The organism is Butyricicoccus sp. (assembly GCF_977037065.1).
In genome coordinates this window covers 150,797-172,274 of the sequence record NZ_CDRQNY010000002.1, presented here as the reverse complement: position 1 = coordinate 172,274, position 21,478 = coordinate 150,797, and the positions used below count along the sequence as shown (strand labels likewise).

General features: G+C 56.5%; 20 protein-coding genes. 17 read left to right on the top strand and 3 right to left on the bottom strand.

Annotation, left to right across the window (positions count from 1 at the left end; genetic code table 11):
• Positions 1 to 109: 109 nt before the first annotated feature.
• The 3 genes from ACWVX6_RS01660 to ACWVX6_RS01650 form a co-directional block, all read right to left on the bottom strand.
• Complete coding sequence (locus ACWVX6_RS01660; RefSeq protein WP_455152164.1) at positions 110 to 247, bottom strand: helix-turn-helix domain-containing protein; 138 nt, start codon at positions 245 to 247, stop codon at positions 110 to 112.
• Between the two features lie 224 nt (positions 248 to 471).
• Complete coding sequence (locus tag ACWVX6_RS01655; RefSeq protein ID WP_455152163.1) at positions 472 to 1,527, bottom strand: type IV pilus twitching motility protein PilT; 1,056 nt, start codon at positions 1,525 to 1,527, stop codon at positions 472 to 474.
• A 164-nt stretch (positions 1,528 to 1,691) separates the two neighbouring features.
• The gene (locus ACWVX6_RS01650; RefSeq protein ID WP_118481242.1) at positions 1,692 to 1,997 is read right to left on the bottom strand and encodes a phage holin family protein; all 306 of its coding nucleotides are present in this window, start codon (positions 1,995 to 1,997) and stop codon (positions 1,692 to 1,694) included.
• A gap of 277 nt (positions 1,998 to 2,274) precedes the next feature.
• Here ACWVX6_RS01650 and ACWVX6_RS01645 point away from each other — a divergent pair, with 277 nt between their 5' ends.
• The 17 genes from ACWVX6_RS01645 to proS all read left to right on the top strand — a co-directional run bounded on the left by ACWVX6_RS01645 (position 2,275) and on the right by proS (position 21,220).
• A complete protein-coding gene (locus tag ACWVX6_RS01645) occupies positions 2,275 to 3,012 on the top strand; it encodes a WecB/TagA/CpsF family glycosyltransferase (RefSeq protein WP_117751751.1) in 738 nt (245 codons plus the stop codon).
• 5 nt (positions 3,013 to 3,017) lie between these two features.
• Positions 3,018 to 3,788, top strand: a complete 771-nt coding sequence (gene thyX / locus ACWVX6_RS01640) for an FAD-dependent thymidylate synthase (protein WP_455152162.1) — start codon at positions 3,018 to 3,020, stop codon at positions 3,786 to 3,788.
• 69 nt (positions 3,789 to 3,857) lie between these two features.
• Positions 3,858 to 4,724, top strand: coding sequence for a DUF2156 domain-containing protein (locus ACWVX6_RS01635; protein ID WP_455152161.1), 867 nt, complete (start codon positions 3,858 to 3,860; stop codon positions 4,722 to 4,724).
• Positions 4,725 to 4,729: 5 nt separating this feature from the next.
• The gene (locus ACWVX6_RS01630) at positions 4,730 to 5,530 is read left to right on the top strand and encodes a GNAT family N-acetyltransferase (protein WP_455152160.1); all 801 of its coding nucleotides are present in this window, start codon (positions 4,730 to 4,732) and stop codon (positions 5,528 to 5,530) included.
• A 14-nt stretch (positions 5,531 to 5,544) separates the two neighbouring features.
• On the top strand, positions 5,545 to 6,096 hold the full coding sequence (locus tag ACWVX6_RS01625) for a DJ-1 family glyoxalase III (protein ID WP_118729469.1): 552 nt from the start codon (positions 5,545 to 5,547) through the stop codon (positions 6,094 to 6,096).
• Positions 6,083 to 6,655 (top strand): 5-formyltetrahydrofolate cyclo-ligase, encoded by a 573-nt coding sequence (locus ACWVX6_RS01620; protein WP_455152159.1) that lies wholly within the window; start codon positions 6,083 to 6,085, stop codon positions 6,653 to 6,655. Before ACWVX6_RS01625 ends, ACWVX6_RS01620 begins: the two co-directional genes overlap by 14 nt.
• Positions 6,642 to 7,532, top strand: a complete 891-nt coding sequence (locus ACWVX6_RS01615; RefSeq protein ID WP_455152158.1) for a CPBP family intramembrane glutamic endopeptidase — start codon at positions 6,642 to 6,644, stop codon at positions 7,530 to 7,532. Before ACWVX6_RS01620 ends, ACWVX6_RS01615 begins: the two co-directional genes overlap by 14 nt.
• Positions 7,533 to 7,556: 24 nt before the next feature.
• Positions 7,557 to 8,810, top strand: a complete 1,254-nt coding sequence (gene mltG / locus ACWVX6_RS01610; protein ID WP_455152157.1) for an endolytic transglycosylase MltG — start codon at positions 7,557 to 7,559, stop codon at positions 8,808 to 8,810.
• Positions 8,803 to 10,035: a peptidase U32 family protein gene (locus ACWVX6_RS01605; protein WP_455152156.1), complete on the top strand. Its 1,233-nt coding sequence runs from the start codon at positions 8,803 to 8,805 to the stop codon at positions 10,033 to 10,035. The genes mltG and ACWVX6_RS01605 overlap by 8 nt, the downstream gene beginning before the upstream one ends.
• Before the next feature lie 287 nt (positions 10,036 to 10,322).
• Complete coding sequence (trpS, locus tag ACWVX6_RS01600; protein ID WP_110436847.1) at positions 10,323 to 11,333, top strand: tryptophan--tRNA ligase; 1,011 nt, start codon at positions 10,323 to 10,325, stop codon at positions 11,331 to 11,333.
• Positions 11,334 to 11,351: 18 nt separating this feature from the next.
• Positions 11,352 to 12,440 carry an MraY family glycosyltransferase gene (locus ACWVX6_RS01595; RefSeq protein ID WP_455152155.1) on the top strand — a complete coding sequence of 363 codons (1,089 nt, stop codon included), beginning with the start codon at positions 11,352 to 11,354 and terminating at the stop codon, positions 12,438 to 12,440.
• Positions 12,433 to 13,581 (top strand): non-hydrolyzing UDP-N-acetylglucosamine 2-epimerase, encoded by a 1,149-nt coding sequence (gene wecB / locus ACWVX6_RS01590; RefSeq protein ID WP_119191094.1) that lies wholly within the window; start codon positions 12,433 to 12,435, stop codon positions 13,579 to 13,581. The genes ACWVX6_RS01595 and wecB overlap by 8 nt, the downstream gene beginning before the upstream one ends.
• Positions 13,578 to 14,372, top strand: a complete 795-nt coding sequence (locus ACWVX6_RS01585; RefSeq protein ID WP_455152154.1) for a hypothetical protein — start codon at positions 13,578 to 13,580, stop codon at positions 14,370 to 14,372. The genes wecB and ACWVX6_RS01585 overlap by 4 nt, the downstream gene beginning before the upstream one ends.
• Before the next feature lie 107 nt (positions 14,373 to 14,479).
• Positions 14,480 to 15,736 carry a methionine gamma-lyase family protein gene (locus ACWVX6_RS01580; RefSeq protein WP_455152153.1) on the top strand — a complete coding sequence of 419 codons (1,257 nt, stop codon included), beginning with the start codon at positions 14,480 to 14,482 and terminating at the stop codon, positions 15,734 to 15,736.
• A gap of 428 nt (positions 15,737 to 16,164) precedes the next feature.
• On the top strand, positions 16,165 to 17,919 hold the full coding sequence (gene thrS, locus ACWVX6_RS01575) for a threonine--tRNA ligase (protein WP_455152152.1): 1,755 nt from the start codon (positions 16,165 to 16,167) through the stop codon (positions 17,917 to 17,919).
• 95 nt (positions 17,920 to 18,014) lie between these two features.
• Complete coding sequence (locus tag ACWVX6_RS01570) at positions 18,015 to 19,781, top strand: S-layer homology domain-containing protein (RefSeq protein ID WP_455152151.1); 1,767 nt, start codon at positions 18,015 to 18,017, stop codon at positions 19,779 to 19,781.
• Positions 19,781 to 21,220 (top strand): proline--tRNA ligase, encoded by a 1,440-nt coding sequence (proS, locus tag ACWVX6_RS01565; RefSeq protein ID WP_118647379.1) that lies wholly within the window; start codon positions 19,781 to 19,783, stop codon positions 21,218 to 21,220. The genes ACWVX6_RS01570 and proS overlap by 1 nt, the downstream gene beginning before the upstream one ends.
• Positions 21,221 to 21,478: the final 258 nt, after the last annotated feature.

Below are 21,478 nucleotides of genomic sequence, written 5' to 3'. Positions count from 1 at the left end.
AAAAGGCGGTACGCTACCCCTCCACGGGGCGCATACCGCCTTTTCTTGTTATCCAGCCCTCCGGCTGTATCGGTTGAGCAAAAGTCAGCGTGGGATTGATGTGGTATCTTTATCTAAGTGAAACCCCACGCTCCCATTTGGATACCGCTTTGTCGCTGACACCAAGCTGTTTGGCCAGCGCAAGCTGTGTCAGTCCCAGTTTTGTCCGCAGAGCGCGGATCAGTCTGCCGGTTTTTACCTGATCCATTCGGATCACCTCCCTTGCGTTCTATTATACGGAAAACGGAGGAGAATACAATGAACGCTCCGTAGAGTTGCGGAAAATTGAGAATGGAGAATTAACGTAAGAGCGAACCTGCGGCATTCTGCTCCCAAAGCAGGCGCACTGCAAGCATAAGGCGAAAGCTGCGGCTCCTTTATGCGGCATTGCCATAAAAATCCCGCGTGAAATTCAACGCGGGATTTGTTATCTTATCGGAAGACAGACTGCGGAAACGCTTCCGGGTCGGCTGCCTTTGCGGCGGCATCGTCGATGCGGACCTCTCCGCTGCGGACGAGTTCCCCGAGCGAATCGTCCATCAGCATCATACCCTGATTGCGGCCGGTTTGCATGGTGCTGATCAACTGATACGACTTGTTCTGACGGATCAGGTTGCGCACGGCAGAAGTGCCGGTCAGAATCTCAAATGCGGCTACGCGGCCGCCCATGGTGCGCGGTATGAGCGTCTGGCAGACAATGCACTCAAGCACCTCGGCAAGCTGAATGCGAATCTGCTCCTGCTGCTCCGGCGGGAATACGTCCACGATACGGTCGATCGTACCGGCAGCTCCCTTGGTGTGCAGTGTGCCGAATACAAGGTGACCGGTCTCGGCAGCCGTGATAGCGGTCGAAATGGTCTCCAGATCGCGCATCTCACCGACGAGAATAACGTCCGGGTCCTGCCGCAGAGCTGCTCGCAGGCCGCTTGCGAAGCTGTCCGTATCCGCACCGATTTCACGCTGGTTGATCATTGAGCGAATGCGCGGGTGTACATACTCGATCGGGTTTTCAAGCGTGATGATATGGCGTGCCGCGGTGCGGTTGACATGGTCGATCAGTGCCGCCAGCGTGGAACTTTTACCGGAGCCGGTCGGTCCGGTCACGATAACCAGTCCGCGCGGCTTTTCTGCCTGCTGTATAATGATATCCGGCAGGCGAAGCTGCTCCGCAGTCGGGATTTCCATCGGCAGCAGACGCAGCGCCAGCGCCGTGTGGTGCTGCTGGCGAAACAGATTGCAGCGCATACGCACGGAATCGGCAAACGTCACCGCAAAGTCGGACTCGCCGATGGTTTTCAGCTCGTGCAGCTGATGCTCATCCGCAAGCTGCTGTGCCGCATCCTGTACATCCTGCTCGGTCAGAGGTACGTCACCGTGGGTACACAGTTCACCGTCGATACGCAGCATCGGCGGGAGACCAACGGTTAAATGTACATCGGAGGTGTTTTTCTCCTTGGCGTAAAAAATCAGAGTTTGTAAATCGTACAAGGCGTGTCTCTCTCCTTGGTGTCCCAAAAGCAGGGGACAGAGTTTATATGGGTATTGTACCGCAAATTGCCTGCTGATGCAATAAGGATAAACGAAAACGGCTTCGGAAATCCGAAGCCGTTGAGATCGTTGGAACACTTTGTTCTTCTTTTTGTTTGCGCGTGTTATTTCGGCGGGTCGTTTCCTTTGTTTGAACTGCAGTGTGCTATGACTTCGTTCAGATAGACCGACATGCCTGTACACAGGACACCCTGTACCACACCTTCAAACAGAGCGGCTGCCCAGTTGCCGTAGCTGGCATAGCGCGATGCGACTGACAGACAAGCCAGTCCGATCCCGCAGAACGTGAGTGCCAGAGGGATAAATTGATTGGGAAACCGCTGTATTGCTTTGAGTCCGCGTCCGATGCAGTACAAAACCGCTACCAGAACCGCGAAATCCGCCTTGATATACTGCGTTAGTTCTTCCATGGGTTCACCTCCCTCTGTATCAGCTTATGCGGAAAGAGAACGATGTTTGCCAGGCATATCGCAGGGCGGTATGACCTCATGCCGCCGTTCGCAACGATCTGCATATACTTACAGGCGGCGGGCCGGGATCAGTCCGCCCTGCATGATACGTTTATCGCTATCTACTCCTCACTCTCTGCAAGCTGGGCTTGCAGATTTTAGTTTGCTGCTGTATAATACAATAGATTAGGAATGTTCATCGCCAAATAAAAGGCTGGAAAATATGGGAGATACGAAGATGAATACTGCTTCTATTCTGGGCGTGCAATTTCACGCTGTTACCAAGCAGCAGGCTGTTGAGCTTGCAATGAGCAAGATCCGTTCCCGGCAGAAGGGCTACGTTGTTACCCCGAATCCGGAGATCGTCGATCTCTGCCGCCATGACGAAAAATTCATGGGCGTTGTCAACCATGCGACGCTTGTCCTGCCGGACGGCATTGGCATCATCTATGCTGCGAAGATCCTCGGTGAAAAGCTGCAGGGCAAGGTAGCCGGCATTGAATTTGCCGAGAGCCTTGTTGCCGCGATGGCCAAGGAGAACATGCGCCTGTATCTGCTGGGCGCGAAGCCCGGTGTTGCCGAAAAGGCAGGTGCAAATCTGTGTGCGAAGTATCCGGGACTGGTGCTCGCCGGCACGCATGACGGCTATTTCTCCGACCCGCAGGAGGTTGTGGACAGCATCAACGCCGCAGGCGGTGCGGATGTTGTGTTCGTTTGTCTGGGTGCGCCCAAGCAGGAGAAATTTATCGCGGACAACATGGACGATATCCACAGCACACTGTTCTGCGGTCTCGGCGGCTCGCTGGATGTGTTTGCAGGCGTTGCCAAGCGCGCGCCGGATATTTTCATTAAGCTGGGTCTGGAGTGGTTTTACCGCCTGCTCAAGCAGCCCAGCCGTATCGGCCGCATGATGAAGCTGCCGAAATTTCTGCTCATCGTTATCAAGGAGCGGCTTTTCGGCAGGAAGGGGAAGTGACAAGAATGAAAGTAAAACTGCTTGCTTACACGCCGGACCCGGAAAAGCTGGTCGCGGCTGCAGCAAAGAACTGCTATTCCTCCACGGACGTTGACAGCGTGCTGGATGGTCTGACCGAGGAAAAGACCGAGAGCTTTGTCAACATGCTTTCCGAGATCGGACACGAAAGCCCGATCGAGCATGTGTCGTTCACCTTTGCAATCGAGGGTGTATCACGTTCTCTGCTGGCACAGATCACGCGCCACCGCATTGCATCGTTCTCGGTACAGAGCCAGCGCTATGTGCGTGAGAAGGGCTTCGAGTATGTTGTTCCGCCGGAGATTGATAAAATTCCGGCTGCCCGGGCAAAATTCATTCAGGCGATGGAGGACGACCAGCGCACCTACGAGGAATTGACGGCCGTGCTGATGGAAGGCTACCTCAAGGAGCTGATCGAGCAGGGCATTCCGGAGAAGACCGCCCGCAGCAAGGCTGAAAAGCACGCCATTGAGGACGCACGCTACGTTCTGCCGAATGCCTGCGCGACCCGCATCGTCATGACGGCGAACGCCCGCAGCCTGAAGAACTTTTTCCGCCTGCGCTGCTGCAATCGCGCTCAGTGGGAGATCCGTGCGCTTGCCGAGGAGATGTACAAGCAGGTATACGCTGTTGCGCCGACGCTGTTTGGTCACTGCGGACCGGCCTGCGTGGACGGTGTCTGCACAGAGGGCAAAATGTCCTGCGGCAAGGCCGCAGAAGTGCGCGCGCACTATCAGGCGCTGCGCGAGGGTAAGTAATCCTCAAATCAATCTTGCGAAAGGAATTATATGTTACCGTTTAGAGAAATTACCTTAGAAGATAAACCGATGGTCGAGCACTGCGGCTCGCATTACAACTATCATCTGTGTGAGCGCTGCTTTGTCGATCTTTTCATGTGGCGCGGCCACTACAACACGCAGATCTGCTTCAAGGACGGCTTTATGCTTGTCAAAATGAGCCCGCTGGACGGCGGACACGACTGCTATCTTGCGCCTGTGGGTCAGGGCGACCTCGGCGCTGCGCTGGATGCGCTTGAGCAGGATGCCGCCGAACGCGGTCTTCCGTTCGTCATCGTCTCGGTTGCTGAGCCGATGATCGAGCGTATCGAAGCCGTTCGCCCGGGCAAGTTCACATTCTCGCATGACAGCGAGGACGGTGACGATTATATCTACCTCGCGGAAAAGCTGCGCACGCTGTCCGGCAAAAAGCTGCAGAGCAAGCGCAACCTCGTCAACCGCTTCAAGACCGCCTATGAGGGCCGCTGGAGCTACGAGGATATGACCAGGGAAAACATCAAGGATGCCTTCGCGTTCCACATCCACTGGTGCAACCTGAACGGCTGTGCACGCGAGCGCGATTTTGAGGGCGAGACCTGCGCAATCGTGCAGGCGCTCCACAACTTTGACTACTTGAATCTGCGCGGCGGACTGCTCCGCTTGGACGGCGAGGTTATCGCGTTCACATTCGGCTGCAAGGCTACGTCGGATATGTTCGTGGTACAGATTGAAAAGGCCGACCACACGATTCAGGGCGCGTACCAGATGATCAACCAGCAGTTCGTACAGCGCAACTGCAATGATGTGGAATACGTCAACCGCGAGGAGGATCTGGGACTCGAGGGTCTGCGCAAGGCGAAAAAGTCCTATTATCCGGTCATGCGCGGCGTGAAATATATGGCTGTGCCGAAAGGTTGATTGAAATGATGCGATTTGCCGAAAAAGGCGATTTTCCTGCCGTTCGTGCCCTTTGGGAAACCTGTTTTCCGGATGAGGGCGGCTTCAACGACTACTTCTTCGCGCACTTTTATAAAGAGAAATATACGCTGCTGTATCTTGAGGGCGAAACGCTCGTGGCGATGGTGCAGATGCTCCCGTACCGCATGACGGTGGGCGGCCTCTCCCGCGAGGCAACGTATATTTACGGTGCATGCACCGACCCGAAGCATCGCCGCAAGGGTTATATGGCGCGGCTGCTCGAGCGCTCGTTCGAGCTGGACAGGGAAGCGGGGCGCATTGCGTCCGTGCTCATTCCGGCAGAAAAGTGGCTGTTTGATTTTTACAAACCGTTCGGCTACGAGCCATTCTTCCATATTTCCCGCCGGGAGATTACCCGCACGGCAGGGGAGCGCGAAGCACCTCAGCGGCTGACCTCGGCGGATGTGCCTGCACTGGCGGCGCTGTATGACAAACTGGTGCCGAAATGCCGCATCGAGCGGGACACGGCGTACTGGAACGCGCAGCTTGCGCTGTTCGACACGCTTGGTGCGGGCGTATACGGTTGGTTCAAGGACGAAACGCTCACCGGCTATGCGTTCTGCTGGGAGGACAATGCGCAGGAGCTGCTCGGCGCAGATGACGCGCAGTTGCAGGGTCTGCTGCAAACGCTCGGCCGCGGCACGCTCACCGTGACGGAGATTGGCGCAGAAACCGCACTCGGCGTATGCAAATGGCATGAGAAAGCGGATGAAACCGCTGGATATATGAATTTAATGCTCAACTGAAAGGTGTGACAAACATGGTATATGTATTACTGGCAGAGGGCTTCGAGGAAGTCGAGGCGTTGACTCCGGTCGATCTTCTGCGCCGCGCAGGCGTGGAGACCAGGCTGGTCGGTGTGACCGGTGCAACCGTGTGCGGTGCACGCGGCATCAATGTCGTAACCGACCTGTCCATGGACGAGGTTGACCTTGCAAAGGCCGATATGCTCGTTCTGCCGGGCGGCATGCCGGGCACGACCAATCTGTACGCGGACAAGCGCGTTACCGATGCGGTTCGCACGATGGCAGATGCAGGCAAGTACGTTGCGGCAATCTGCGCGGCTCCGTCCATCATTCTGGGCGGCATGGGTCTGCTCGAGGGCAAGAAAGCCACTTGCTATCCGGGCATGGAGGACGGCATGAAGGGTTCGACCCCGGAAAAGAAAAACGCAGTCACCGATGGCAGGATCATCACCGGCTGCGGCGTCGGCGGCGCACTGGATTTCGCGTGTGAGCTGATTACCGCGCTGTGCGGCAAGGCCAAGGCAGACGAGATCGCAGAGTCGGTCGTACATCATGTGTACGGATAAGAAAACGCTGCGGGGGCGCTATCTTGCCGAACGGGCAAGTCTGTCCGCCGTGGAAAAGCAGGCGATTGATCGCGCCATCGCACAGAACATTCTGCAAAGCGAGTTCTATCAGCGGGCAGAATGCATTTTCTGCTATGTTTCGACTGCTGAGGAGATTGACACCCGCATGGTACTCGAAAACGCGCTTGCGTCCGGCAGGACGGTCTGCGTGCCGCTGTGCGGCAAGGGCGGCAGCATGACCGCGAGGAAAATCACCGCGCTCTCCGAGCTGCAGACCGGTCACTACGGTATCCTGGAGCCGTCCGACACGGCGCCCGAGATTGCACCGGAGAACATCGACCTGATTCTTGCGCCTGCGCTCTCGTGCGACAGAAAAGGGTACCGTCTCGGCTACGGCGGCGGCTACTATGACCGGTTCCTCAGCCGGACAAACGCGGTCTGTGCGGCGCTGTGTGCCTCTCGGCGCATGAGCGCAGCCCTGCCGCACGAGGCGTTTGACCGCCGCTGTCATTACATTATCACCGAAAGAGAGGTGCTGCGCACCGATGAATCAAGATAAACGCACACTGCTGCCGGGTCTCAGCCTGTTTGTGTGCTTCTGCCTGCTGACAGGCATGGAAAAGCTGATCACGCACTTCAATCTGCCGCCGTCGCTGATGGCGCTCGGTGAGATCGTGTGCTTCGGTCTGGCGCTTGCAATGGCGCTGCCCGGCATGGATCGGGAGCGCTTTAAGCAGCGTCTTGCATTCAAAATGCCGCGTCAGGGCGGCTGGCTGCTCATCCTGTTTATGGGCGCGGCGACCGCGTTTGCTGCCATCAGCCTGAACATGCTGGAATACCGTCTGCTGGCGCATACCGGTCTCCGGCTGACGATTGCATCCCTGCCGATGCCGCTCGGCGGTATGTCATTTGCATGGCGGCTGCTGATCGGTGTTGTGATAGCAGCTCTGGTCGAGGAGATCTATTTACGCGGTGCGCTGTTCAGCGTGTACGGTGAAGAAGTCGGTACCTCGGCATGCCTGCTGTTCGGCGGCATTGTGTTCGCACTGCTGCACGGCAGTCCGCTTGATCTGGCGGCAGGCTTCTGCGCCGGTCTGGCGTTTACCTATCTGACCTATGTGTTTGATACCGTATGGGCGGCGGTGCTTTCCCATGCTGCGGCGGCATTTGTCACCGTGGTGATGCAGTGGATGGCAGACACCTATGCACCGTTCGGCATTTGGAACATCCTGCTGCCGCTGACTGTGCTCTTTTTCCTGCTGTTTGCGTTCTTAACGCTGGATACGCTGGGGAAAATGCTGGCGCGCGGTTCCATTCCGCGCTTTGAGGTCAGCGCCGGCTGGTATGACCTGTGGCTGTTGGTGAAAGAGCCCGGATTTATTGTGTTCGCGCTGGCATTTGCCGGTAAAATCATTCTGAATTACTGGATCGGCTGAGGCTGACCCGCAGAGAGGTAAATTATGGATAATCATTTTAACAACGATGAAACGCGGCGTGTACCGCTGCCGGGCTCGGAACCCCCGGTGCCTGAACAGTTCACGCCGGAGCATTTCGATGACAATCGAGAGCCGCAGCCGCCGCAGAAGCAGCCCAAACGCCGCCGAAGCCGCCGCCGGATGAACGCAGGCTGTGCAGGCTCGATGGTGTACATGATCGCAGTAGTCGGCGTTTCGGTGGTGCTGTCGATCGCGGCGCTGTTCATGGCAAACGACATTTTTGCCTTTGTCAAGGCGGATGCGGTCAAGGAGATCACGGTTTCGGAGAACACCTCGGTATCCTCGCTCGCCAAGGAGCTGGACGACCAGGGCGTTATCAATTATCGTTCGGTGTTCAAGCTGTATCTGACGCTCAAGCACCAGACCGATACCTCGGTTCTGGCAGGCGCCTATCAGCTGAACCCGTCGATGGACTACGGTCAGATCGTAGACGCGCTGGCCAACACTGCAAGCACGGAGACCGTGCAGATTACCATCCCGGAGGGTTATTCCATCTCGCAGATCCGTCAGGTGCTGCTGGACAACCATATCTGCACCGAGGATGCACTGGATGAGGTGCTGAATGAATATTCCTTCAAGCACGATTTCCTTGAGGATGAAAAACCGGCCGCGGAAGGCTGGCTGGAAGGCTATCTGTTCCCGGATACCTATGAGGTATACAAGGGCAACGCTGCGGTAGTCGATACCATCAACAAGATGCTCAACAACTTCGGCAACAAGTACGATGCGGACATCAAGTCCGGCGCGGAGAATCTCGGCCGCTCGATGCACGATATTGTCACGATCGCCTCTCTCATCGAGCGTGAGGCACAGCGTGACGATGAGCGCGCACGCATTGCGGGCGTTATCTACAACCGTCTGAACAATTCCTCCGAGTTCCCGTATCTGCAGGTGGACGCGTCCGTTCTGTATGGTCTGGGACGCACCGGCGGCAAGCTGAGTGACGAGGATCTCAAGTCGGATTCCGAGTACAACCTTTACAACCACGAGGGTCTGCCGCCCGGACCGATCTGCAACCCGGGTCATGCTTCGCTGTACGCAGCAAGCCATCCGGAGGACAACAATTACTACTATTACGTTGCTATGCCGGACGGCTCGCACCTGTTTGCAAGTAGCTATGAGGAGCACGAGCGCAACATCGAGGCTTCTAATCAGGCACAGGCGCAGGCTGCAAACGCTTCGGCAGATACGACGACAACGGAGGCAACCGGTGAATAACACACCTGAATTACTGTCGCCCGCAGGCGATCTGGACAAAATGCGGTTTGGCATTGCCTACGGCGCGGATGCGGTCTATATGGCCGGAACGCGCTTCGGCATGCGTGCCGCTGCAACCAACTTTGACGATAACGCGCTGCGCGAGGGTATTGCCTACGCGCACGCGCACGGCGTCAAGTGCTACATTACAGTCAATATTATGCCGTCCAACCGCGACCTTCCGGCACTTCCGGCCTATCTGGAGCTGCTGCAGGACGCAGGCGCGGACGCACTCATCATCGCGGACGTAGGCGTGCTGCGCATGGCGCGCAGATACGCGCCCAAGGTTCCGGTGCACATCTCGACCCAGACCAGCATCCTTAACCACGAGGCGGCAAACTACTGGGCGGATGAAGGCGCCGAGCGTATCGTGCTCGCGCGCGAGCTTTCCCTTGAGGAGATCGCCGAAATCCGTGCAAAAACCCCGAAGGAACTCGAGATTGAGGCCTTCGTTCATGGTGCTATGTGCATTTCGTACTCCGGCCGCTGCCTGATCTCGCAGTACATGACCGGCCGCGACGCCAACCATGGCGCATGCGCACAGCCGTGCCGTTGGAATTACTCTCTGATGGAGGAGAAGCGTCCGGGGCAGTTCTTCCCGGTCGAGGAGGACGGACGCGGCACCTACCTGTATAATTCCAAGGATATGTGCATGATCGAGCACGTTCCGGAGTTGATCGAGGCCGGTATTACCTCGTTCAAGATTGAGGGCCGCAATAAAACTGCGTACTATGCAGCCTGCGTTACCGGTGCATACCGTGCCGCGATCGACACCTATAAAAAGGACCCGGAAAACTTCGTTCTGCCGCAGTTCTGCCGCGATGAGGTCAATAAGGTCAGCCACCGCGAGTATTACACCGGCTTCTACTTCGGCAATCAGGAAAACGGACAGCATTACGGCGACAGCCAGTATATCCGCGAGTATGAGGTTGTCGGCATGCCGGTCGAGTGTGACGACAGCGGCAAAGCCGTGTTCGCGCTCAAGAACCGCTTTTTCGATGGGGAAGAGCTGGAGCTGATCCAGCCGGGTCAGGCACCGTATGTGTTCCGCGCGGAGAACGTCACCGACGACGAGGGCGTGAAGCGCGAGCTGTTCAATGTGCCGCAGATGCGCGTACACTTTGCGTTCCCGTTCAAGGTCAGCGAGTGGGCCATTTTGCGGAAGGTCAAGGAACGGCCAGAGTAAACAAACAGTGAAGAGTTAGGAGGCAGGAGTTTTCCTGCCTTCAGCTCTCCCGTAGGGGCGCACAGTGTGCGCCCTTTTTCTTTATCCGTTGCAGGCCGCTGGGACGGGCGCACACTGTGCGCCCCTGCGGAAAACGTTCATCATTGTCCACTCCTATCTTCTCACTCCTACCTCCTAACTTTTTGAACGGTTGCAACCTTTCCTAAAGTGTGGTATCATTACAATTAAGTATGGAAACCTTTCGGGGTGAATTGAACCGAAAAATTCTAAGCAAGGGAAGTATATACATGAGCGATAACCAGAAAAAAACGATTTTCTCCGGCGTGCAGCCGTCCGGCAAGCTGACGCTGGGTAACTATTTGGGTGCTATCCGCAATTTCCCGATCCTGCAGGAGCAGTACAACTGCATTTACTGCGTGGTCGATCAGCACGCCATCACGGTCCGGCAGGAGCCCGCGGCGCTCCGCCGTGCAACGCTTGAGCTGATCGCGCAGTACATTGCCTGCGGTCTGGACCCGGAAAAGAGCATTCTGTTCATCCAGAGCCATGTGCCCGCGCATGCGGAGCTGGCGTGGGTGCTCAACTGCTTCACCATGTTCGGCGAGGCTTCCCGCATGACCCAGTTCAAGGACAAATCCGCCAAGCACGCGGACAACATCAATGTCGGTCTGTTCACCTATCCGGTTCTGATGGCGGCTGACATTCTGCTGTACCAGACCGACCTTGTGCCGGTCGGCGTGGACCAGAGCCAGCACATCGAGATCTGCCGCGATATTGCAAACCGCTTCAACAATCTGCATCCGAACACCTTTACCATTCCGGAGGGCTACTACCCGAAGGTTGGCGAGGGTGCCAAGATTACCAGCCTGGTTGACCCGAACAGCAAAATGAGCAAGTCCGACCCGAACCCGAACGGCTATATTCTGCTGATGGACAAGCCGGAGGACATTATGCGTAAGTTCAAGCGTGCGGTTACCGACTCGGATTCCCGCATCATCTTTGACCCGCAGAACAAGCCGGGTGTTTCCAACCTGCTGCAGATTTACGCACTGGCGACCGGCAAGACCATCGAACAGGCGGCAGCCGAGTTTGACGGCAAGGGCTACGGTGAGTTCAAGCCCGCAGTCGGCGAGGCCGTTGTCGAGCTGCTGCGTCCGATTCGCGAAAAGACCACCGATCTGCTGAACAACAAGGATTATCTGGAGCAGGTCTACAAGGAGGGCGCACAGAAGGCCTCCTATCTGGCGCGCAAAACGCTGGATAAGGTTTATCGAAAGGTAGGCTTTGTCGCACGCTGAGCCAAAAGGGAGTAAACCATGTCTGAATATATTGTTATCGGCACGATCATTGCAGCGTTTGCCGTAGCTGCCGTGCTGAGCTATTTTTTCACACCGCCGGTCAAGAACTTTGCACACAAGGTCGGCGCGATCGACGTGCCGAAGGATGCACGCCGCATGCACAAAAAGCCGATCCCGCGGCTGGGCGGTCTGGCCATTTACGGCGGCTTCCTGTGTTCGATTCTGATTTTCGGGCAGCTTGATGAGACCATGCTGTGCGTCCTGCTCGGAGCGGCCATCATTGTCGCACTCGGCATTTTCGATGATGTGCTGGCGCTCGGCGCCAAGCTCAAATTCGTGGTGCAGATTGTGGCGGCAGCCATTCCGGTTTGCATCGGCGATCTGCAGATTGGTCTGTTCACCAATCTGAATCCGCTGTCGGATACGCCGTTTGTCCATCTCGGCATTCTGGCAGTGCCGGTCACGATTATCTGGATTGTCGGCATCACGAATGCGGTAAACCTGATTGACGGTCTGGACGGACTTGCGGTCGGTGTTTCGTCCATCGCGGCGATTACCATGCTTGCCGTTGCACTGCTGACCGGCAACATGCCGATTGCCATCACGATGGCGGCGCTCGCTGGCGCGTGCATCGGCTTTATGCCGTACAACCTCAACCCGGCTAAGATCTTCATGGGCGACACCGGCTCGACCTTCCTCGGCTACATGCTGGCGACCGTGTCCATCATGGGTCTGTTCAAATTTTACGCAGTCATCTCGTTTGCGGTGCCGTTCCTGATTCTCGGCTTGCCGATTTTTGATACAGCCAACGCCATCATCCGTCGTGTGGCGGCAGGCAGAAGTCCGATGAGCCCGGACCGCGGCCATGTGCATCACAAGCTGATCGACATGGGCTTCAACCAGAAGCAGGCGGTTGCCATCCTGTACGCTATCAGCGCAACACTCGGCCTGACCGCCGTGGTGCTCACCTCGTCCGGCGAGGTTAAGGCGATCGTGTTGCTGCTGGCGGTTCTGGTCGCGATTCTGGTAGGCGCAGGCATCATTTACGGTGCGGAACACTGGAGCAAACACGCTCCCGAAAACAAGGAGGATAAAGACGATGAATAAAATCAAGGTAATGACGGTTTTCGGCACCCGCCCGGAGGCCATTAAGATGGCGCCGCTGGTGCACGCGCTCGAGCAGAATGAAAACACCGAGTCCATCGTGTGCGTTACCGCGCAGCACCGCGAGATGCTCGATCAGGTGCTCGATATTTTCGATATCAAGCCGGATTACGACCTGAATATCATGCAGCCGCGTCAGACGCTGGCGACTATTACCGAGAAGAGCCTGCACGGTCTGGATGAGGTGCTCGAAAAGGCACAGCCGGACATCGTGCTCGTCCACGGTGATACCTCGACTACCTTTGCCGGTGCGCTTGCGGCATTCTACCACAAGGTGCCGGTCGGTCATGTAGAGGCCGGTCTGCGTACCTATGATAAGTACAGCCCGTTCCCGGAGGAAATGAACCGCAAGCTGACCGGTCAGATTGCAACGCTGCACTTTGCGCCGACGCCGCGCAACCGTGATAATCTTGCCAAGGAAGGTATCACAGACGGCGTTTTTGTCATGGGCAACACGGTTGTTGACGCGATCCACATGACCGTAAAGCCGGATTTCGAGTTCCGTGATGAGCAGCTCAAGACGCTGGATTTTGAGAACAACCGCGTTGTCCTCGTTACCGCGCACCGTCGCGAGAACTACGGCGAGCCGATGGAGAACATTTGCCGCGCCATTGCCGAGCTGAGCGAGGCATACCCGGATGTACATTTCGTTTATCCGGTGCACCTCAGCCCGTATGTCCGCGAGACTGCGGAGAAATTCCTCGGCGGCAATAACCGCATTCACCTCATCCATCCGCTGGCCGTGGACGAGATGCACAACCTGATGGCACGCTGCTATCTCATCATGACCGACTCCGGCGGACTGCAGGAGGAGGCGCCCAGTCTCGGCAAGCCGGTTCTGGTGCTGCGCCGCGAGACCGAACGTCCGGAGGCCATCGAGGCCGGTACGGTCAAGCTGGCAGGCGTGGAGCAGGCCAATATCGTTAAGCTCGCGCGTGAGCTGTTCGACGATAAGGACGCTTACGCAAAAATGGCGCACGCTGTCAATCCGTACGGCGACGGAAAGACCTCGCAGCGTATCGTGCAGGCGATCGAGCAGTATTTTGGTCTGCGCGAGGATGGTCCGGCTCCGTTTAACCCGTGAAACCCGTAAAAAAAGAGAAGCACACACCGAAACACTATCTGCCGGACACTACGCCGAAGATTGCGGCTGCGGGCGCTACCGTGCTCGTGCTGTTGGTGGTGCTCAGCTTTGTGCTGTCCTCCGGCTGGATGCACGGCAGCAGCACCGGCATTATCCTGCCCGGCAGTGAGGGTGATTCGCCAACGGTCGGTGCAGGCAGTGCGCTGCTCACCGGGCAGAGCGTGGATGATATTACTATTGATGTCAATAACGCCAAGACCGTCATTGCGACGCTCGCACGTCCGGCGGCATACAGCAGCAGGATCGAGAACACGATCTACTATGATGGCGGCTCGGCGGCTCTGTACTGCCATCGCTATGCGCGGGATAATGTTATGCGCACGGATACACTCGGCAGTGACAATCAGGTGCAGTCTACGCTGATTCGCGTTCCGGACGGCAAGGTGTATGCGTGGAATGCAGGGGACAGCATTGCTTATCAGGGCAAAGCCGGCGATTTAACCGATGACGCAGCGGCTATGCTGCCGACGTACGAGGATGTTCTGGCTGACGAAGTACAGTTGACTGCTGCCGGTCGGCAGGACATTAACGGTGAACCGTGTATTGCCGTTACATTTGAGCAGGATGGCTATCGCTGTGTATATGGCATTTCAACGGTCAGCGGTCTGCTGGCGCAGGCGTCGTTCTATGACGGCGATACGCTGACGCGCAAGGTCACCGTCAGCGAAATCAGCACGGAAACGCCGGACAGTGAATTGTTTACGCTGCCGGACGGCGAAAGCGTTATATAGAAAAAGTGGAGAGTGGAGATTGCAGAGTGGAGAGACAGCGAAACCGTTTCGTTATCTTCACTCTTAACTCTCCACTCTTCACTCTGATAGAAGGAGATTACACATAAATGTCTGAATATATTAAGATTTCACCGGAGATTCGTGCGCTCGACCGTGAGGCTGAACGCGAGATCCGTCCGTATTTCGAGCGTCTCGAGGAGATTTGCGACCGCAACACCGAGAAGGTGCTGGCGGCATTTGCGAAGAACCGTGTATCCGACAACCTGTTTGCCGGTACGACCGGCTACGGCTACGACGACTACGGCCGTGACACGCTCGACAAGATCTACGCCGATATTTTCGGCACCGAGGCCGCACTCGTGCGCATCGGCTTTGTAAACGGCACACACGCGCTCTCCTGCGCGATGTTCTCCGCCGTCAAGACCGGCGACACCGTGCTGTCCGTCACCGGACCGGCGTATGACACCCTGCAGAACACCATCACCGGTGATTACTGCGGCAGCATGAAGAGCTACGGCATCGGCTACAAGCAGGTTGACCTCAAGGACGGTGAGCCTGACCTGCCTGCCATCAAGGCAGCGGCGGCAGATGAGAATATCAAGCTGGTGTTCATCCAGCGCAGCCGCGGCTACGGCGTCCGCAAGACGCTCTCCGTTGAGGAAATCGGCGAGATCTGCAAGGTGGTGCGCGAGGTCAACACGACCGCGGCCATCATGGTCGATAACTGCTACGGCGAGTTCACCGAGGAGATCGAGCCGACGCAGGTCGGTGCGGACATCATCGCCGGCTCGCTCATCAAGAACCCGGGCGGCGGTCTGGCCCCGACCGGCGGCTATATTGCAGGCCGTGCCGATCTGGTTGAGAACGCCTCCTACAAGCTGACCGCACCCGGAATCGGCGGCGAATGCGGCTGTACGATGGGGCAGAACCGCCTGCTGTATCAGGGCCTGTTCATGGCGCCGCATGTCACCATGCAGGCCATCAAGACCGCGATGTTCTGCGCAAAGGTCATGGAAAAGCTCGGCTACGAGGTAAGCCCGAAGGCGGAGGAGCCGCGTTACGACATCATCCAGACCATCGCGTTCGGTGCGCCTGACCCGCTGCGCCGCTTCTGCGAGGGCATTCAGGCCGGTGCACCGGTCGATTCCTATGTAACGCCGGAGCCGTGGGCAATGCCGGGTTACGACGATCAGGTTATCATGGCTGCAGGCGCGTTCGTGCAGGGCGCGTCCATTGAGCTTTCCGCCGATGCACCGATGCGCGAGCCGTATGTCTGCTATATGCAGGGCGGCCTGACGTATGAGTCCGGCAAGCTGGGCATTTTGCTTGCTGCGGATAAAATTACCAAGGCAAAGGCACAGTAATGGAGAACTGAGAATGGAAAATGGAGAATGATGGTATCCTGCATTTTTCAATTCCTCATTTTTCGTGCGAAATCGGTTGACAAAGCGCGGATATGAGCGTTATAATAAATCTGTATTTATTAAGTTATAGGCAATGACGGAAATCCTGTTTTCCGAAAAGCATTTGGCAGAGAGCGTGCGCCACGGCTGCAAGCACACGCAATGCGGAGAAAACAGTACCGATTCCCGAGCCGCACAGCGGAAAACCACAGTATGCTGTGCCGTGTCGTTCGCGTTAAGAACTCCGAGCGGCAGTCCTGCAAGGGGGCTGCAAGCAGGGTGGAACCGTGGGCAAAGCGCTCACCCCTGAGAAATCAGGGGTGAAGCGCTTTTTTGTTGCACAATAACAGATAATCCACTTCGATTTTACAAGAAAGGTCTGAATAAAAGTGTCCGAAGACAACAAGTACACGTTTGAGAACAAGGAATACCGAGACACCTACCGTCACACGGTATCGCACATTCTCGCGCAGGCAGTAAAGCGCCTGTATCCGGAGGTCAAGCTGGCCATCGGCCCGTCCATCGACAACGGCTTCTACTACGATTTTGACGCGCCGTTCTCCTTCACGCAGGAGCACCTCGATGCTCTCGAGGCAGAGATGCGCAAGATCTGCAAGGAGAAGGAGAAGCTCGAGCGCTTCGAGCTGCCGCGCGCAGAGGCCATCAAGTTCATGGAAGAGCGCGAGGAGCCGTACAAGGTAGAGCTGATTAACGATCTGCCGGAAGACGCTACCATTTCCTTCTACAAGCAGGGCGAGTTCACCGACCTGTGCGCAGGCCCGCATCTGGACTCCACCGGCCGCGTAAAGGGCAACGGCATCAAGCTGATGAACGTTACCGGCGCATACTGGCGCGGCGATTCCTCCAAGAAGATGCTCCAGCGCATCTACGGCACTGCATTCCCGAAGAAGGACGAGCTCGACCAGTACCTGAATATGCTGGAAGAGGCGAAGAAGCGCGATCACCGCAAGCTCGGCAAGGAGCTGGGTCTGTTCATGCTGACCGAGGAAGGCCCCGGCTTCCCGTTCTTCCTGCCCAACGGCATGACCCTCAAGAACACCCTCATCGACTACTGGCGCGAGGTACACAAGCGCTACGGCTATGTTGAGGTCTCCACCCCGATGATCCTCAACCGCAAGCTGTGGGAGCGCTCCGGTCACTGGGATCACTACAAGCAGAACATGTACACCACCGTCATCGACGACGAGGATTACGCAATCAAGCCGATGAACTGCCCGGGCGGCATGCTGGTCTACAAGTCTCAGCCGCACTCCTACAAGGAGCTGCCGCTGCGTGTCGGCGAGCTGGGTCTGGTACACCGTCATGAGCTGTCCGGTGCACTGCACGGCCTGTTCCGCGTGCGCTGCTTCACGCAGGACGATGCCCACATCTTCATGACCTGGGATCAGATGAAGGACGAGATCAAGAACGTCGTTCGTCTGTTCGATGAGGTATACTCCACCTTCGGTCTGACCTATCAGATTGAGCTGTCCACCATGCCGGAAGACCACATGGGCGACCTCAAGGACTGGCAGTTTGCGGAGAAGACCCTCGCAGAAGCGATCACCGAGATCGGCAAGGACTACGTTGTCAACGAGGGCGACGGCGCGTTCTACGGCCCGAAGCTGGACTTCCATCTGGCAGACTCCATCGGCCGTACCTGGCAGTGCGGCACCATCCAGCTGGATATGCAGCTGCCGGAGCGTTTCGAGCTTGAGTACACCGGCGCAGACGGCGAGAAGCACCGTCCGGTTATGATTCACCGCGTTGTCCTCGGCTCCATTGAGCGCTTCATCGGCGTTATCACCGAGCATTTTGCAGGCGCATTCCCGACCTGGCTGGCACCGGAGCAGGTTCGCGTTATGCCGATGACCGACCGCAATATTCCGTGCGCACAGGAAGTTGTTAAGCAGCTGACTGATAAGGGCTTCCGCGTAACCATGGACGAGCGCAACGAAAAGATTGGCTATAAGATCCGCGAAGCACAGGTTCACAAGATTCCGTATATGATCGTCATTGGCGACAAGGACGAGGAAAAGGGTGTTATCTCGGTTCGTACCCGCAAGACCGGCGAGACCACCGCTATGGAGACCGGCGAGTTTATCGAGAAGCTCGCGTATGAGGTTGAGAATAGGCTGAAGTAAGCAGCACAACGGAGAGCGGAAGCGATATTCCGTTCTCCGTCACAATAGAATAAAAGATTCATAGAGTTTTGTCATGTATGCAGGGAGGGTGCGGCATGAAAAAATTTGTTTCCGCGTGTTTAATGGCAGGTCTGCTGACTTGTGCCGCCGGTGCGGCACAGGTCGGTACGATCAACAACAACTATCCCGGCGATACCGAAGCGCAGGCGCAGATGCTTTATGATCTCGGACTGTTCAAAGGCACCGACAAGGGCTTTGCGCTGGAGAAATCCATGACCCGCGCAGAGGCATCGGTGATGCTGACCCGTCTGCTTGGCGCAGAAAAGACCGCGCTGGCAGGAAACTGGAAGCATCCGTTTACCGATGTGCCGCAGTGGGCGGACAAATACGTCGGCTGGCTGTATCAGAATGGTTTGACCAAGGGCGTTTCCGCGACACTGTACGGCTCGCAGCGCAATGTCACCTGCGGCCAGTATTGCATTTTTCTGACCCGGGCACATTTGGATGCGGACAGCTATCAGGGTACGGCTTTTGTCGATAACGATGAGGTACGGCAGACGGACGAGGAGGGCTTTATCCGCGGAGATGCGGTTTCGCTCTCGGCGCGGCTGCTCAGTACGAACTACGCGAAAAATGGCGATGAAAGCGACCGCAGTGTGGCGGAAAAGTTGATCGACGACGGCGTTTTCACGGCGGAACAGTTCAAAAATGCGGCATGGGACGTTCTGCCGCGTGATTACAGCAATGATTACCAGTACGATGGCAAATGGAACCTGATTGCTTCGCCGTTCGTCTGCCAGATCGCAGATGTGACAGTGGCGCAGTGTCCGATTGACGGAGTGCAGCCTGTCAGCGGTACAGACCGTTATGCGCAGAGCGATATGGAGCAGTCGAATTTTATCCTGTACCGCATGGACAGCAAGACGATGGCGCTGACGCAAGTGCTCTCGCTGCCGAAAGAAAGTTCTGTGGAATATCTCGGCAGCGCCGGAGAAACCGACTATCTGTTGGTATTCAACAAGGAAACGGAAACGTATTCGCTGTGCTCGGTACGCAGCGATACGGTCAAAACCGAACTGACTCTGACCGAAGCACAGCAGCAGGCAGCACGCACTGTTTATCAGAGCGCACGCGGCTGCATCATCTGCACGGATGAGACGACTGGTTATAAGCTCACGGAAACAGGCGTGGAGCCGTTGGGCGTGGCAGCGGGTATCTGCCGGCTGACGGATAACGGCATGACTGTTACGCAGAACTGTACGGCGGACGAAACCGTGCTGACGGCGTATAACTGGGACGGTCAAAAGACAGACAGCTATACCATCTCGAATGCGTATCAGTCGGATGATGCCGAGGTGCGCAAGCATTTTGCACCGCAGATATTTGGCAGTGACGGTGTGTTGTTCTGGGGCACAGCCGGGCTGTACCGCGAAGAGAACGGCCGTCTGGTACAGGTGACAGACACTCCGGTCATCGGCGTAAAGCAGGATGCTGATGGGGCTTATTATGCTGTTTCCTGCGATAAATCTGAGCGGACGGAATACTATTCGGATGGTATCGGATACATGGCCGGTGATATGCTCGTGCGTATCGCGCCGGATGGAACGCAGACCACGCTTGCAACACTCGATGACATTCTGATCGACGAGGTAAAGACGGTCAAAAGCGGTGCTGTTCGCTTCACAATCGCTATTCCGACAGAGGGCCATAGAAGCGGACACTATACCTGCCTGTTGAAAGACGGAAATATTACCGTCCGGTCGGCAACCGATGATGTATTCTACATCTGGGGCAACGATGCGCTGGAAAACGAACAAGAGAAAATAGATAAGATTATTGCGAACCAGAAAGGTGAAGAATAATGGCAGAAAAGAAAAAGCTGGTCAGCGAGATCACGTCCATGGACGTGGACTTCGCGCAGTGGTACACAGATATTGTAAAAAAGGCTGAAATGGCCGATTATTCGTCCGTAAAGGGCTGTATCATCATGCGTCCGTACGCACAGGCGCTGTGGGAGAACATTCAGCACACGCTGGATGGCATGTTCAAGGAGACCGGTCACGAGAATGTAGCAATGCCGATTTTCATTCCGGAAAGCCTGCTGCAGAAGGAAGCCGACCACGTTGAAGGCTTCGCGCCGGAGTGTGCATGGGTAACGCACGGCGGCAACGACAAGCTGGAGGAGCGTCTGTGCGTCCGTCCGACTTCGGAGACGCTGTTCTGCGAGCATTACGCAAAGATCGTTCGCTCCTGGCGCGACCTGCCGAAGCTGTACAACCAGTGGTGCTCGGTTGTCCGTTGGGAAAAGACCACCCGTCCGTTCCTGCGCAGCCGTGAGTTCTGGTGGCAGGAGGGTCACACCGTTCATGCTACCGCTGAGGAGGCTATGGAAGAGACTCTGCGCATGCTGAACATCTATGCGAAGTTCTTTGAGGAGTGGCTGGCGATTCCGGTGCTCAAGGGTGAAAAGACCGAGAAGGAGCGCTTCGCCGGTGCAGAGAACACCTATACTATCGAGGCCATGATGCACGACTGCAAGGCTCTGCAGTCCGGTACCTCGCACTACTTCGGTGACGGCTTTGCACGCGCATTCGGCATGCAGTACACCGATAAGAACAACACCCTGCAGTATATGTATCAGACCTCTTGGGGCGTTTCCACCCGTATCATCGGCGCAATCATCATGACGCACGGTGATAACGAGGGTCTGGTTCTGCCGCCGCGCATCGCTCCGACCCAGCTGGTTGTTATTCCGGTTGCGGCACACAAGGAAGGCGTCAAGGAGAAGGCAACCGAACTGTACGAGCAGGTCAAGGCAGCGGGCATCCGTGCCAAGATCGACCTGAGCGACAATACCCCGGGCTGGAAGTTTGCCGAGTACGAGATGAAGGGCATTCCGCTTCGTCTGGAGGTTGGTCCGCGCGATATCGCTGAGGGTCAGTGCGTACTGGTTCGCCGCGACACCCGCGAAAAGACCGTTGTTAAGTTCGAGGATCTCGAAAAGACCATTCCGGCGCTGTTGGAGGATATTCAGAAGTCGCTGTATGAGAAGGCGCTCGCAAACCGCGAGGCGCATACCTATACCGCAAAGTCTCTTGACGAGATGAAGTCCATCCTTGCTGAGCACACCGGCTTTATCAAGTCCATGTGGTGCGGCGACCTCGCCTGCGAGGAGAAGGTCAAGGAAGAGACCGGTATGCCGAGCCGCTGCATGCCGTTCGAACAGGAGCATATCGCAGATACCTGTCCGGTCTGCGGCAAGCCTGCAAACAAGATGGTTGTCTGGGGCATCGCGTACTAAGTGAAGTCTCAGAACTAAAAACTGCACAAGCAAAAAGTCCCTCATCAGGCGATGAGGGACTTTTTTGCGCCAATAGAGAAACTTTTTCAGCAGATCGAACGGTTTGTGCTGCAGTGATCGGATACCGGTTGCAAAGTGGTCGATCAGGAAGCCGCCGTCTGTATTCTTAACGAGAATGAAGAATGAAGCAGTGGCATCCTTCAGGTCATAGGTCGAATTTGCCGACGGCTTCATTTTTAACGGACAGTCGAAAACCAT